The 15,607-nt window shown below is 40.4% G+C and carries 12 protein-coding genes; all 12 read right to left on the reverse strand.

The features are described 5' to 3' along the window. Nucleotide 1: 1 nt before the first annotated feature. Nucleotides 2–994 (reverse strand): MsnO8 family LLM class oxidoreductase, encoded by a 993-nt coding sequence (locus O3793_RS01885; protein ID WP_371445204.1) that lies wholly within the window; start codon nt 992–994, stop codon nt 2–4. Continuing rightward, nucleotides 984–2,192, reverse strand: a complete 1,209-nt coding sequence (locus O3793_RS01890; RefSeq protein WP_371445206.1) for an NADH-dependent flavin oxidoreductase — start codon at nt 2,190–2,192, stop codon at nt 984–986. The genes O3793_RS01885 and O3793_RS01890 overlap by 11 nt, the downstream gene beginning before the upstream one ends. A gap of 14 nt (nt 2,193–2,206) precedes the next feature. Then, entirely contained in the window at nt 2,207–3,658 is a 1,452-nt protein-coding gene (locus O3793_RS01895; protein WP_371445208.1) for an amidase, read from the reverse strand. A 141-nt stretch (nt 3,659–3,799) separates the two neighbouring features. Beyond that, nucleotides 3,800–6,397: a YfhO family protein gene (locus O3793_RS01900; protein WP_371445210.1), complete on the reverse strand. Its 2,598-nt coding sequence runs from the start codon at nt 6,395–6,397 to the stop codon at nt 3,800–3,802. A gap of 20 nt (nt 6,398–6,417) precedes the next feature. Continuing rightward, a complete protein-coding gene (locus O3793_RS01905) occupies nt 6,418–9,045 on the reverse strand; it encodes a YfhO family protein (protein ID WP_371445212.1) in 2,628 nt (875 codons plus the stop codon). Then, complete coding sequence (locus O3793_RS01910; RefSeq protein WP_371445214.1) at nt 9,035–9,985, reverse strand: glycosyltransferase family 2 protein; 951 nt, start codon at nt 9,983–9,985, stop codon at nt 9,035–9,037. The genes O3793_RS01905 and O3793_RS01910 overlap by 11 nt, the downstream gene beginning before the upstream one ends. Nucleotides 9,986–10,128: 143 nt before the next feature. Then, nucleotides 10,129–10,773 carry a TIGR01906 family membrane protein gene (locus O3793_RS01915; protein WP_371445216.1) on the reverse strand — a complete coding sequence of 215 codons (645 nt, stop codon included), beginning with the start codon at nt 10,771–10,773 and terminating at the stop codon, nt 10,129–10,131. Next, nucleotides 10,761–11,543 (reverse strand): TIGR01457 family HAD-type hydrolase, encoded by a 783-nt coding sequence (locus O3793_RS01920; protein ID WP_371445217.1) that lies wholly within the window; start codon nt 11,541–11,543, stop codon nt 10,761–10,763. The genes O3793_RS01915 and O3793_RS01920 overlap by 13 nt, the downstream gene beginning before the upstream one ends. After that, the gene (locus O3793_RS01925) at nt 11,544–12,368 is read right to left on the reverse strand and encodes a YutD-like domain-containing protein (protein ID WP_371445218.1); all 825 of its coding nucleotides are present in this window, start codon (nt 12,366–12,368) and stop codon (nt 11,544–11,546) included. Beyond that, nucleotides 12,361–13,719 (reverse strand): bifunctional UDP-sugar hydrolase/5'-nucleotidase, encoded by a 1,359-nt coding sequence (locus O3793_RS01930; RefSeq protein WP_371445219.1) that lies wholly within the window; start codon nt 13,717–13,719, stop codon nt 12,361–12,363. The genes O3793_RS01925 and O3793_RS01930 overlap by 8 nt, the downstream gene beginning before the upstream one ends. Beyond that, the gene (gene ybaK / locus O3793_RS01935; protein WP_371445221.1) at nt 13,716–14,216 is read right to left on the reverse strand and encodes a Cys-tRNA(Pro) deacylase; all 501 of its coding nucleotides are present in this window, start codon (nt 14,214–14,216) and stop codon (nt 13,716–13,718) included. The genes O3793_RS01930 and ybaK overlap by 4 nt, the downstream gene beginning before the upstream one ends. A 121-nt stretch (nt 14,217–14,337) precedes the next feature. Beyond that, complete coding sequence (gene rho / locus O3793_RS01940; protein ID WP_048713201.1) at nt 14,338–15,606, reverse strand: transcription termination factor Rho; 1,269 nt, start codon at nt 15,604–15,606, stop codon at nt 14,338–14,340. Nucleotide 15,607 lies beyond the last annotated feature (1 nt).

The raw sequence follows: 15,607 nt of genomic DNA on the forward strand, positions 1-15,607 counted from the left end.
TTTATTGTTCTCCTTTATATAATTCAGCAAGTAATTCTACTGAACGTTTTCTTTTTTCAATGGAACCGACGAGTGGGATAAATAAAAGCTCGTCAGGGTTGGAGACTGCTCTTAGAGCCTCCATTTGTTCAAAAACTTCACGTGGGTTCCCCACAATGAGTCGGCTGCGGTTGCTTACAATCTTCTCTCGATCACGCTGCGTTAGTTTATATTCTTCCACATCTTTTTGTGTTGGGAAGGTATGAAATTCTGAAAAATCCTGTTTTCCAAGCATCCATAAATCTAATGGTTTCGCCATCTCTTCGGCTTCTTCGCTCGTATCTGCAATAACTACAAATACCGCTAGTACGAAGTTGCTTGGTTTACTATGTGGTCCAGGTTTAAAGGTGCTGCGATATTTCTTAGAAAGACTTTTCGCCAACTCCACAGGGTCTTGAGGAATATACGGAAACACACCATAGACAAAACTCAAGCCTAGTGAGGCCGCTGACTCAATCGACTGGCCGCCCATTCCAAGAAGGAACTGTTCTGGAACATCCTCCGTTTCTGGAACAACCACGCCTTTACTACGTGCTTCTTCCAAATACTGTTGGAGCTTTTCTAACCACAGTGCGTATTGCTCTTTGGAATAAAGCGACTGTAAATGACGACCTACAAGAGGCGTTCCTGGCGAATTGCCAAGACCAATATCCACACGTCCTGGGAATAATACTTCAAGCGTTGACATCATTTCAGCCACCTTATATGGCGAATAATGAAGCCCCATGATTCCACCAGAACCAATATGAATATTCTTCGTGTGGCTAGCAAGATAAGGAATCACCACTTCTGGAGCACTAATCGATAGAGCCGGCACATTATGATGTTCACTCACCCAGAAACGATGGAATCCCAGTTCGTCTGCTAATTGCGCTAACTCCAGCGTTTCACGAACAGCCTCTGCGCTCGTTTTTCCTTCATCTACGAGACCATAATCTAACAGACTAATTTTCATTCGTCTCTCTCCCCTCGTAGTTGGCTTCGAGTCCTCTGAAGAAATCTCGTGCTTCTTTTTCAAGCGACTCTCCAAAATCCATTAAAGGAACGATATCTTTAAAGGCTGCCTTTGGAATTGCTAAGGCTTCAAGCGCTTCTGGTTTAATCGTTAGTTGAATCTCTGATTCGTTACCTTCTTGAATCTTCACGGCAAACTCTGGATCCGTGATAAATGGTGTTGAAAGCCCTACTAAATCTGCATTTTCCAATGCTTCGAGGGCTTTTTCTTTAGAATTAATGCCGCCTGAAGCAATCACTGCGACACGTCCTTTCAAGCGCTCATAGACGACTTTATTAACGAGTTCACCTTGATGTGGTCCCTTGGCACGAACTTTATTTCTAAAGACATCATGTCCCCAGCTTGCAATGGCTAAGTAGTCAATGTTTACTTTTTTAAGCGCGTCTTCGAAGAACTCTAGGAACTCATCAACAGTGTATCCAATTTGATTTCCACGCGTTTCCTCAGGAGTCGCACGGAATCCTAAAATAAAATCATCTGTAGCATATTCATCAATCACTTCTTGAACAGCCGTTAAAACTTCCATCCCAATTTTTGAGCGGTCCTCTAATGTTTTACAGCCATACTCATCTGTTCGTTCATTTGAGAACGTTGAGAAGAAGGTTTGGATAAGTAATCGCTGTGCCGATGAAATTTCTAGCCCGTCGAATCCAGACTGGACAGCGATTAGTGCAGCACGACGATAATCTTCGATAATGCCATGAATTTCTTCTACGGTTAATTCTTTCACTTCATGTGGGAAAGGCGATTGCAATGTCATCGCACTTGGACCATACACATAGCGGTCACGGTTTAAGGCATGACTTGCAAAACGTCCGGCATGCGTTAATTGTAAGATGGCTTTCGCTCCACCTGATTTCATCGCTTTGGCTAATTTCGTTAAGCCTTCGATATCGTCTAGAGAAGTCGCACTAAATCCATACTCGAAAAGCTGTCCGTGCTTGTTCACGTATGCTGCACCTGTAATTTGAAGGGTTGCTGCATGCGCACGACGCTCGGCGTATTTTAAATCATCTTCTGTAATATGACCTTCTTTCGTCGAAGAGTTCGTCACCATTGGAGAAAGCACAAATCGATTGTCCAATGTGACTCCTTTTTTTAATTCGAAAGGCTTAAATAAAGCTTCTGTTTTTGACACACTTTCACTTCTTTCTACTGTTTTGTTACTTGTAATAATTGTTCCTGTTCGAACCATTCTGCGATTTGTAGGAGCAAGTCTTCTCTTCCTTTGGCTGCAGCGAGTTGTACTCCAATCGGAAGTCCCTCTTTAGTGCGGTGAACTGGCAAGCTAATCGCTGGTTGACCTGTAATATTAAATCGCTGTGTAAATGGCGTATCTGCTACGCTCTCCTCGAACATTTCCCAGAGTAATTGTTGTTTCTGGTCTTTTGTAAAGTCATCAATGCGACTGAGTTTGGATTGTAAATCCGCAGATAACTCATACGGAACAAGACTCGGAGCGGCCTGTGCAACCGTTGGCAATAATAGCACATCATACTGCTCGTGTAACTGCTCCATCTGCTCAGCATAAATATCCCAACTTGAAGCCACTTTAGAGTACTCCATTCCTGAAATATCCAGGCCACTGCGATAAATCGCCCATGTCATTAGTTCCATATCGTCACGTGTCACCGAACGCTTTAGTTGGCGTTCAATATTTTGGAACATCAGCTCCGTCTCAACAGCACTGATGATATAAAATCCTTTTTGCAGCGCGACACCGTCGACCGGATCCTTTTGTAGAAGTGTCACAGAGTGCCCATGATTTTCAAAGAAACGGGCAATCTGTGACACAGCATCCACCGCATCCTTAGAGACCGCTTCTCCAACAGGTGACTGTAACAACACCGCCACTCTTAATGGTTTTATTTTTTCTGTTTTATAAAGCTGTTCGTAACTCAGTTTCGGTAATGGAAATGGACTTTCCATCTGGCACTCTTGCATATGAAATAATAAGTTTTTTGTATCTTGAACGGTTTTTGTCAGCGCAAAATGAACGGTTGCGCCATTCCATCCACGATAGGAACCAGGGCCAACAATAATACGACCTCTAGAAGGTTTCAGGCCAATCAAGCCATTATGACTAGCCGGAATTCGAATCGATCCACCACCATCACTAGCTGCTGCAATTGGTGAAATTCCGCTTGCTACAATAGCTGCAGCACCACCACTAGACCCTCCTGCATTTCTCTCAGAATTCACCGCATTTCGAACGGGACCATGGAGAGTGTTATCACTGACGGTCTTGAATCCAAATTCCGGAGTATTTGTACGTCCCATAATGATAAAGCCGAGTTCTTCTAAACGTTTGACAAAGTTATCAGTCTGCGTGCTTTTTACATCCTTGAATAAGCGTGAGCCATATGTACAGACGCTCCCTTTTTGCTCCTGCCCTAAGTCTTTTAGAAAAATAGGAACTCCCGCAAAGGGTTGATTGGTTAGTTTAAAGTGTTTTGCCTTTTCTAGCGCTTCTTCATATTGCTCGTAAACAATTGCATTAAGAGAAGGATTCAGTGACTGCGCGCGTTGAATCGTTTTTGTCACTAATTCTACAGGACTCACTTTTTTCGAGCGAACGGCATTAGCCATACTTGTCGCATCCATCACTTCATCACTTTCCTTTCTCTAATCAATAGGTCATTATACCCACTAAACACCCTCAATTACAAAAGTACGGCCTGTAAAAACACGAAAAAAAATAATCTCTAAAATCATCACGATTTCAGAGACTATTTTAATGATCATCTATTCATTTTTATGCTTTTTCCATAGAAAAATTAGTAAGAGTAGTGACGAAATAGAAATAAGCATTCCAAGATGTAATCCTGGCGGCGTATAACGCCAAACAATCTCGTGTTCTCCTTCTGTTAGCGAAACGCCCATAAAGAATCCAAGCGCTTTTTTCACTTCTTGTTTCTTGCCATCTACTGTGACGCTCCAACCCGAATGGTAAGGAATCGTAAAAGTCGCAAAGGACTGTTCGCTATTTGTCACTGTGACATGTGCCTTCACCATCGCATTTGTATACGACTCAATTGTAATATCATTTGCTTTCTTATACTGCGTCAATGCATTTGCGAGTGTTGTAATATCAATCGTATAGAACTTGAAGCCACGAAGATCCCATTCTTTGGCTTTCGCGTCCTCAATCGCAAAGGTAATCGTCTGATCTAAGTTTCCATTTCCAATCATCCATAATTGATTTTCATGGAATCGATTCTCGTACGGATAACCGATACCATTTAGCATCACTTTTGATTTAATCACGGAACCTGCTTGGCGTTCTGGAATTTCGACAAAATAAAGTTTGTTTGGTTGTAGATTGAACTTCCATTCAATTTTTGCGGATTCACCTTCGTTTGTTAGCGTGTATTTCTCCTGCCCCTTCGTTAAATTCGTCGTCGCAGGTTCTTGGACGCTCACTTCACTCAATGCGTTTGTTCCAGATAGGCCAATCACTTGTAAGAGCTGGTTGATATTGGCTACTGGTTGATTTTTTTCAAAGGCAATATTCGTTGCCGTATTTTCATTCGTTAAATAACCAAGAGAAAACGCATAGGGGTTCCGATAGATTGCGAAGTTCTTCATTGCCCCTTCTTTGGCATACATTCCGCGAACATCCGCAAAGACGCGTTTTTCATCGCCTTCCATCATAAAGCGAGATACTCCAAAAAGCGAATCTAAAATCACATTACGATTTGTATAGTTCACCACGGATTGAGACGTTGGAAGTCCTAGGTGACTCATCTCTTCAATCAGCTCATGCTCAAGACTCGACGTGAAATGTGAAGCGCCATTATAGCCAAATGCTATCGGGAAGTTCGCATGCGACAAGCCCTTATGCATTTCCATTCGCGTAAAAGGATTCGGATTGCTATATCCTTCCTTGTCAAAAGCCATCGCAAATTCCATTTGTTCCTTTAGTCCTGCATTACCGATAAAATAAGGTGCTCTTCTAAAACCAACAAACGAACTCACCATTAACTCAACAATCACGACGCCAGCCGTTAATTGAAGCCTACGAACTCTCTCAGCTCTTCTAAAGAAGAAGGCTAATAAAATAATCGTCCAAATAATAAACGAGAGTATTTTTTGTGAGGTCTCAACATATTGCAGAATTCTTAGAGTCGACAATACTAGAATTGACCCAAATCCAAAGATGGCCACTAAGAACTCATTCAAGCGAAACTCATCTTTCCACTGCATTAGACTTTCAGATGCTAGCACTAGCATAAAGCTATTGGCTACCCACGAATTTCTGAAGTAGAAACCGACTGGGCGTTGTCCCATATGCCAAATTTGGTCGAAGCCTTGAATTGAAAATGAGAGCAGTAAGACAAGTAACACGACTGTCGCCGCTAATTTCTTACGAAGTGTAATCTCTTTTTTAGCAAAGAAGGTACATACTCCAAAGAGTCCTAAACCACCAATAAAGAGTTGCGGTAACGCCTTAGAATCGCCCCACTCTTTTTCACCAAAGGATCCTAAGATGAATTTTTGCGGCATAGCGACTAAATCATTCACGGAATTCCACGACCATGCAAAGGTACTTCCCGCACTTGCTTTACTTTCTAATAAGGCACTAAAGACTGGCAATAGCCAGAACGCTGCAAGGCCTACCCCTATCAGTGCAAATAATGCCACTTTCGCTAGTTTTAGAGTCGCCTCTTTCAACGAAATATCCTTCGAGAAGACGACATAAAATGTATAGAGCGCCACAAAGAGACACATCATATATCCTGTATAAAAATCCGTTATTAAACTAATGGCAAGAAACAACGGTAATTTCACCGAACGCTTCCCACTTGCCACCTCTTCAATTCCCAAGAGAATAAACGGAATATAGACCAGATTATCTAAGAAATTTGGATTGTACTGTTGCGATACGACAAATCCGCTAAGGGCATATGACGAAGCCAATCCTAATGATAACCAGTAATGTTTCGATACGCCTTGGAATTTCTTTTCTAAGAAATATCCAAAGACAACTCCCATCACCCCAGCACGTAAAAGTGGAATCACATAGCTAAGGACTTGAAAACTTGAAATGGGAAAGATCACATATAAAAACGTGAATGGACTTAAACTATTAAAGCCCCAGACACTTGGCATGGCTCCTCCAAGCGATTTCTCGAAGGACCAAAATAGACCACTAAAATCTCCACTCCAAAATAGCTTATGCAATCCGATATAAAGCGGAAAATATTGAGAAAGAAAGTCTCCACTATGAATCGAATTTTGCGAAAAAGGGGTCAATCCTAAACTTAGGAAGACCCCCAACATCACCACAAATGGAACGAAGAATAGCGAACTATATTTTAATTTCATTTTTGAAATTGTCATTATAGTCTACTCCTATTCAATTAAATCCATTTTTTATAAATGGCTAACACATAAATACAAATTGATAAGATTGAAATCACGAAACCTGCCATAAATCCTTCTGGCATATAAGTCATCTCAATCGTATGTTCACCAGGTGTAATTTGGAAAGCAAGAAGACTATCCCAAACTTTAGCCGTTCCAACGACTTGACCATCCACTTTAACTGTCCAGCCTTTTTCATATGGAATACTTGTCATCATCCATGTGCTATCGTCTGTGATATTCACAGTTCCTTGAATATGACTATCATTCCAATGAGTGACTTTCATCCCTTGAAGTTGACGCTCTTCAATCATGCGATTTACTAAGGCACTATTTGAACGTGCTAGGCGTAAACCTGACAAATTGTATTCGTCATCTGTGTCAATTTCAATCGTTAAATCAACGGCTTTTCCAACTGAATCATGGGCCACTTGAATGAGTTGTGTTTGTTGGAATTTATCTTGGAAGTCATACGTATTTCCATTGAGTAAAATTCTCACTTTGTTTTTATTCGTATGAGAAAGTTTTTGTGGAATCGATACCCAGTAATCTTCAGAAGACTGCGGCACTAAATGAAACGTAATTGTTCCTGGTTTCGATGAATCTACACGTTTATACGTCTCTGGTTTAGAAGAATCTGGAACTTCCATATTGTCCAACTTCACTTCGTTAGCTGCTAGAAGCGTTAAGTAGTTTTCACTTGTAGCTCCCACCGCTTGAACAATCTTGTTATGGTTTTGAATTGGTTGATGATTTTCCAGTTTTACATTCACTGTCGCATCATTCACACCATAAGCAATTGGTAAGATTAATCCTGTTTCATATGTCTTCGTTCTTACAGCTTCATATACTGGTTCTTTTGACGTAATATCTTTACGCGTTACCATATTTCCGAATACATACATCTTCGAAGTATCAGGATATTCTTTTGTATACACTGGTTTTGGCGCCACTAAATACTTCACTGAGAAGAGTGCGTCTTGCAGCGGTGTTCCTTGATAGTATGTTGTTGCGTTAATCCCGTTATTTCCTAAGCGGTCAAATAAATCACGCGTACTATTTTCCAAGTTCGAACTAAATACTGATAAACCTGGGTAATCGACCATAAACGGATCGTTTTTACTTAAGTTAAATGTCTTATTGATACGGTAGAAATCTGTATCGTCAGGGCGAATTGGATTGATGGCATCTTTCAATTGAAGAACCGCATCATGGTATTTATACGCATCTGTATATCCGACACGCGACTGAACAATGGCCGCATTGGCTGTCAATTCAACTGCCGTCAATACCGCAATCACTGCCCATGGTTTCTTCGCTTTTGTCCAGAACAATGCAAGAAGCATAATCATGAAAATACCAAGTGTTGCGATACGTTGCCAAATTGTTAAGAATGAATGTTCTTGGAATTGAACAATCCCAAAAATAATCGCCATTCCGACAAATAAGATGCTCGCTTCTTTTGCGGTAAATCGTTCAACTTCGCGTAAGCTTAAGTAAGCTAGGTACACTAAGAAGAAGGCGATAATCCATGAGAAGCGGTAGAAGAATCCAGCTGGGTTTTGTCCCATATGCCATAATTTACTTGTAAATTCATGCGCACAAGAGATTAAGAAAACAACAAGAACGAATCCTGCTGCGACCTTCCCCCATTTTGTAATCTTCTTAGAGATAAAGTAATAAATCGTTCCTAAAATCCCGAAGCTCGCCACATAAATGTTTGGCAAGTTTGGACCTGCTGGCCATGAATCATTATCGAATGATCCAAGGAATAATTTCGATAAAATTTCTAAAGGATTGATTTGCAATGTCCACTCAAATTTCAATGAGTTTTGCAAACCACCCTTAGTAGAAACTAAACTGATGATGATTGGCAATAGAATCGCCGCAACCATCCCTACTGCGATAATCGAAGCGCAGGCTAGTTTTAACATGCGTTCAAAAATCACTTTGATATTTGTAAATTCTTTAGATCGGATAACATAGAATAATGCGTAGATGACTACGAAAATGCATGTCATATAACCCATATAGAAGTGTACAAATAGCGCTAGAGCAAGCATTCCGATATAGCCTCGTGGAGACTCGTTATCGAGAACTTGTTCCACCCCAATCAACACAAGTGGCAACATAATCATGCCATCATAAAAAATTGGGTTCATTTGGTAGCTGACGTTAAATCCATTTAAGGCATAAATTGTCGCTACGATTGGAAGTAAGTAGGCTTTTTTCTTTAGGCCATCATAACGCTTCACAAGGAAATGCGTCATCGTAAGTCCCATTGTCCCGTAACGCAATGCGATAACGATAGGAACAACCCATTGGAAGTTTTCTTCAGAGAAGAAGAGGAATAGGAAGTTAAATGGACTTAATAAGTTAAATCCCCAAATCCCAAGCATTCCGCCCCCAATTGATTTCGAGAAAGAATAGAAGAAGCTACTCCAATCCCAATTTAAGAAAAGATGTTTGAAATAAGCATAGAGCCCGATGTATTGCGCGTTGAAGTCAACCGCCATCAGAGACTTCGCACCAAACGGGAAGAAGCCATCAATCGCCCAAGCGATAAACATGATGACCATCGGCGCAAGGAAGCTTGCTAAATAGACCTTTTTCTTAGTCGTCATGTTGCTCTCCTTTCACCGTCATATTCGTTTCATCTACTAAGTAATGCGGACGTTTCTTCACTTCGTAGTAAATCTTACCGATATACTCTCCTAATACCCCAATCGAAATCAATTGGATTCCACCAAAGAGCACGACAGAGAAAATCGTTGTGAAATATCCACTAACAAGTGAATCTGGCGCTACAAAGTATTGAACAAATGTCCAAAGAACGTAAGCCAGTGAGATTAATAAACAGAATAAACCAAAGTTAATGCACATACGAAGTGGCTTATCATTGAACGATAAAATCCCTTGAATCGCATAGTTTAATGAGAACTTCAATGAGTATTTCGTTTCACCAACGGTACGAACTTGGTTTTCATATTCGATGACTTTTTCTTTAAATCCAATCCAAGAGAAAATCCCTTTAGAGAATCGGTTGTATTCTTGTAATGAAAGAATGGCACGAACCGCTTTACGGCTAAATAGACGGAATTCAGAGACCCCATCCATCAATTCGATATCCATCATTTTGTTTGCAAGGCGATAGAAATGTTTTGCTAAGAATGTACGGTGTGGTTTTTCACCAGTACGTGTACGACGAGCACTCACAACGTCATATCCTTCTTCATACGCTTCAATCATTTGTGGAAGAAGTGCAGGTGGATGTTGTAAGTCCCCATCCATTAAAATCACAGCTTCCCCTGTTGCGTATTCAAGTCCTGCAATTGTTCCAGCTTCTTTCCCAAAGTTTCTGCTGAAACTAATATATTTTACACGAGAATCGCTATCTGCAATTGCAAGCATTTTTTCAAAAGTACGGTCTTTACTACCATCATTAATAAAAATAATTTCAAATTCTGCTTTAGTAATTTTATTCACTTCAGCTACTAAGGCATCATACATTTTCTGAATCATATTTTCCTCGTTATAAAACGGGATGACAATTGATAATTTCATTATTCCACTCCTCAATCCTTTAAATGTTCATCTCTTATATCATACCATTTTTTTGTGTGAAATTCCTCTCATATGCGAATTTTTTTGGTACAAAAAAACGAGAACTCTTCCTTTTCGAAAGAAGCTTCTCGTTTCTTACTGTTTTAAATTTCTTTTAATCGCTTAATCGCAACGTTTGTCCCTAAAAGCCCCACCAATAAAAAGGTGAATACAACGGCAAAACAGAGCATAAAGAATTCCTCTGGCAATGCTAAAATAATCGGGTCGTTTTTCGGATCGAACATCCACGCATCATTGTTAAAGAACACTTGATGGAACTTCACAAAGAGCGTGTCGAAGAATGCCGCAATCGCAAAGCAAACGACAACTGGAATTAAAACAAGCCAGCGAATGGGTCTACGTAATTGCCACGTTTGTCTTCTTTGTCGTAAATACCTCACCCCAAAGAAACTAATAAGCCCCGAAGCTAGTAGTACTGCAAAATTCACAAAGAAGAGACGTTTCACCTCAAAGAAGTGGAATAATCCCTGTTCTGAACTTGGAAAATCGGTCATCTTCAATGCATCCACTAGCGGATTCGTTAAATATCCAATGAGTTCATGATAGTTCATCTTAAGCGTATCTGCACTGTAACCAGTGAGTTTTTCCACTCCAAACCAACCAATCGACCAGTGATACATCGGTTCAAAGAAAATCACAAATGTAATTCCTAGACTTAAGAAGAATAGGAATAGCGCGATAGAAGTAATCCACTTAGGTACGCGGTAAGTTCTAGTTAAATAGTCCATTCACTCAAATCCTCTACCAAGTGCGTTGGTTGTTCTTCCACTTTTTCTAAGTCTTCACGTGTTGAAAATCCTGTTAATACCATCAGCGTATCCATGCCGTATTGAATGCCGGCTTGAATATCCGTTTGGTAATTATCTCCAACCATTGCGATGTCTTCTTTTGTAAAATGACGGTCTGGGAATTTGGCATTTAAGTAGTCTAATGCAGACTCCATAATCACACTACTTGGTTTACCAATGATAATTGGTTCTACTTGTGTTGCCACTTTTAAGAAACCAGTGATAGCACCTGATCCTGGGATTGGGCCTTTTTCACTTGGCAAGTTTGAATCAATATTGGTTACGATATACGTTGCACCATTACGAATCGCAAGCGTTGCTGTTTCTAAGTCTTTATAAGTCACATTGCGGTCGAGCGATTGTAACACCACTTCTGGATTTTCCGAAACAAGCGTGTACCCAGCTGCTTCGACTTGATTTTTAATCGCTTCTTCCCCGATGACCATGACACGGTTCACGTCGAAATGAGACTTCAAATAATCCACTGCCGCAACACCGCTTGTATACACTTCGTCTGCAGAAACTTCAGTGCCATAGTTCACACGTAAGTTTTCAGCTACTTGTGCAGGTGTTTTTGTAGCGTTATTAGTTACAAATAGGAATGGAATCTTGGCTTCTTGCAATCTCTTAATAAATGCTTCGGCCGTTGGAATACGGTCTTTTCCGCGATACATTGTTCCATCTAAATCAATAAAATATGCTTTATACATTTAGTTACCTCTTTGTTGGTTTTCTCGAATATGGAATCCTTTCTTCTGAGTGGATTTCACAGGGCTCTTCTTCACCTTACTGCTTGTTGGTTTCTCAACTTCTTTCATTGAGAAATGTTGAGAAGATTTCTTTTGTTTTGGTTTGAAGTTATTGCTTTCATATTCTTTTTCTTTCATCGTTTCTTTCGGAATAAATTCTTTCAAGTTAAACGATTGATCTTTTTTCGTCTTTTGATTCGTCTCATTATTGCGTTTCTTCTGACGATTTTGAGCCTTGTCTTTAAACTTACGCTTATTATTTGAACGGACTGGACTATCTAAATCCGCCGGACTAAATACATGTTCTCTGCGTTGATTGTTTTGACGTTTACGTTGATTATTGCGTTCACGTCTTGGACGTTGTTGTGTTTTCTCTTCTTCCACAACTGGTTTATGTTGCGCCTCTGGATCTCTTTCTAATACGAAATATTGGCACCCAAAATTGCAATATTCCAATAAATATTCTTGTAAATAATCAATATCGCGGTCTGGAGTCGCCAATTTATGCGAATGTTTAAAGAAACCTTTCAAACGTAATTTCTCATGGCCCCAGTCGCCTACGATATAATCATAGCGCTCAAAAATATCATTATAGCGCTCATTTAATGCTTCAATATTAAATCCGTCGCGGTAGTCTTCGATGATTTCATAATGCACATCGTCAATCATCACGGTTGTATCTCCCACCATTACCGCACGCTTCACTTCTTCTTCAGGTGTTGTCACAATCTCTTCTAAGACTTGACTTAATTCCTGTGAAAGTGTTTCTGCTTTCTGTTCAGTCATGATTCTTCCTTTCTTTGAATACTAATTCTTTTTCAATAATTGTTCTTAATAAATCTGGATAAATAATTTCGTTGTCCCCTTTTTCTTCAATCATCGGGAAAAATGGAACGAATCGCATATGGTCCGGGCAAACAAATGTAATGAACTCATCATCTGCTAATCTTTTGCCGTCTACAACGATTTCACCACTAGCGAACTGGAATCCTGTATAAAGGATCTCTCCAAACAGTTTACCACGAAAACCATATCCACGAATAGCTTTTTCTAGTAATTCAGGCTGCTGCGCTTCAAAAATTTGCAATAGTCGTTTGAAATCGGAAACTTTAAAGCGGCTCTTGTTCAAATGAATTGGATGTGGCATGCATTCATGTAAGTCAAACTTTGTGAGCGGTCCCTCTTTAAACGGTACTACGAAAAGTCCGGTATAAGTAAATGCCACCGCAACTCCAGTTTGTCTCGTCATCGCTTCTAATGAGAGAAGAGCTAGTTCTTTTACGGAGTACGCAGGAATTTGTGGAAGTACCACTTCTTCTTTCAAGAGAGCAATTCCTTCTTGGCGAAGTACTTCTCCTTCATCAATCGTCGAATCCTCTTTTAAATCCTCGACTGCAATCATTTTGTCAGAAAGAGGAATCAAGCGACTACCTTCTATTCTCAAATGAAGCTCACCAATATAAGCACCATACTTAAATCCACCTGTTAACAGTGTTTGGTTGACCCATTTTCCTTCTTCAAAGAAATGATGTGTATGCGCTCCAAGAATCACTTGGATTTCTGGATAGGTTTCGGCAATCAGATGGTCCATTTCAATTCCTAAATGAGATAGTAAAATAAGCTGATGTCCTTTTCTAGCTAAGGTTGGAACAAGACGCTTTAACGCATCCATCGGCTCTTCAATCAAATAGCCATTTGGGCCATAGCTTTCTGGATAAGAAGCCGTGAGTCCAATAAAAGCAATACTGCAATCATCGACTGTTTCAAAATGAACTTCCTTTGCAAAAGGAGGTACTTCTCCAGTTGATGCCCATTTGACATTCGAAATAATAACTTCGAACTTGCGCCCTTCATACGCTGCCTCTAATTCAAGCGGTGTATATGCCGTCCCTTCGTTATTTCCGAGCGTTGCAAAATCAATTTGCTCTTCGTTCAACACTCTTGCAGCAATCTTTCCGTCCTCTGCTTCGACCAGTGGATGGACACGGTCAATCAAGTCTCCTAAATCAATGCCAAACACCTTCTGCCCCTCCTCCTCAAGAGTGGCTCTACGCTCTTTCATAAAGCGCGTTTGTGTCTTTATGGAGTGAAAGTTCGAGTGCATATCATTGATGTGAAGAATCGTTACTTCACTCATGCTTCCACCCCATCTGGATGATTTTCGAATACTGTTGCTTGTGTTAACTGTTGTAAATCTTGTGGTGCAATTTCTAATTGAAGTCCACGTTTCCCCGCAGAGATACGAATCGTTTTTTGCTCCATCGCATGGTGTTCAATAAAGGTTGGGAATTTCTTTTTCATTCCGATTGGTGAACACCCTCCACGCACATATCCTGTTAATGGTTCCAGTTTATCTAGTGATAATAATTCTACGCGTTTATTTCCTGAAACTTTCGCAATCGTCTTTAAATCCAATTCCAGGTGAGCCGCAATACAAGCGACTAAATGTCCAGTCTTATCGCCTGTTAATACAATGGTTTTATAAACTTCATCTACAGAAATCCCCATTCCATCCGCTGCATGTACAGCATCTAGATGCGCCGTATCCACATCATATTCATGGATCGCATATGGAACTTTCGCTTGTTCGACCATTCGAACTGCATTTGTTTTGATTACTTTTTTCTTTTTCACGTAAAATCACTCCTTTTTCCATTTTACCACAAGGAGCATCCTATTTGAAATCTCCTTTCATCTTCCTTACAACCTTTTGCAAAAAATAAAATCCCTAAGAAAACTCTTAGGGATTTAGGATCTAATCTAATAAACTAAGTCGACGAATGAAATCGGCATTCGACTTCGTTTCTCTTAATTGCTTCACGAGTTGTTCACTCGTTTCAAGTCCGTCTCCTTTAATGGCATGACGTACTTTCCAAATCGCTTCTAGCGTTTCTTGCGAAAGGAGCATGTCCTCTTTACGAGTACCTGAACGTTTCACATCAATGGCTGGGAATACACGTCTTTCAGCAAGTTCTCTTGAAAGATGGATTTCTGAATTACCCGTTCCTTTAAACTCTTCATAAATCACATCATCCATGCGACTTCCTGTTTCCACTAACGCCGTCGCAAGAATCGTTAGGCTCCCGCCCTCTTCGATATTTCGAGCCGAACCAAAGAATTTTTTCGGACGGTATAAAGCAGCTGGATCAATCCCACCGCTCAACGTTCTTCCTGAAGGTGGAATCGTTAAGTTATACGCACGAGCAAGACGTGTGAGGCTATCCATCAAGATAATCACGTCCCGTCCATCTTCCACAAGACGAAGCGCACGTTCTAGCACTAATTCACTAATCTTAATATGGTTTTCTGGAAGCTGGTCAAATGTTGAATACACCACTTCCGCATCCACAGTTCTCTCGATGTCCGTTACCTCTTCAGGTCGCTCATCGATTAATAAAATAATCAATTCGGCTTCTGGATAATTTGTTGTAATTCCATTAGCGATTTCTTTTAGCAAGCTTGTCTTCCCTGCTTTTGGCGGTGCTACAATAAGCCCACGTTGCCCAAAACCAATCGGACAAATTAAATCCAACATACGAGAAGCGATACGACCACGTGTAGTTTCTAGCACCATTTGCTTTTCAGGATACAAAGGTGTAAGACCTGGGAAATGGTCACGCTCTTTAGCTTCTTCAGGATCCTTGCCGTTCACAAATCCAACTTGCATCAACCCATTGAACTTCTCACCTTGACGTGGAGGACGCGCCGTCCCACTCACAAGGTCTCCATTTCGAAGGTCGAAACGACGAATTTGCGAAGAAGAAATATAAATATCTTCCTGACTGCTTGAATAGTTAATCGGTCTTAGGAATCCAAATCCTTCTGCACGATTAATATCCAAGACACCTTCCACTTGGAAAAATCCAGTGGCTTCTTCTTGAGCACGAAGAATCGCAAGCGCCAATTCCTTTTTATTCATTTGACCGTAATAAGGAATTTTATAATGTTTGGCAAAGCCATACATCTCTTTTAACGTTTTTTCTTGTAAGCTTTGAAGCGTTACAGTTTCCACTTGTTCTGGCATA

Origin of the sequence: Granulicatella sp. 20925_1_28, assembly GCF_041433575.1 — a bacterium.
Taxonomy (GTDB): domain Bacteria; phylum Bacillota; class Bacilli; order Lactobacillales; family Aerococcaceae; genus Granulicatella.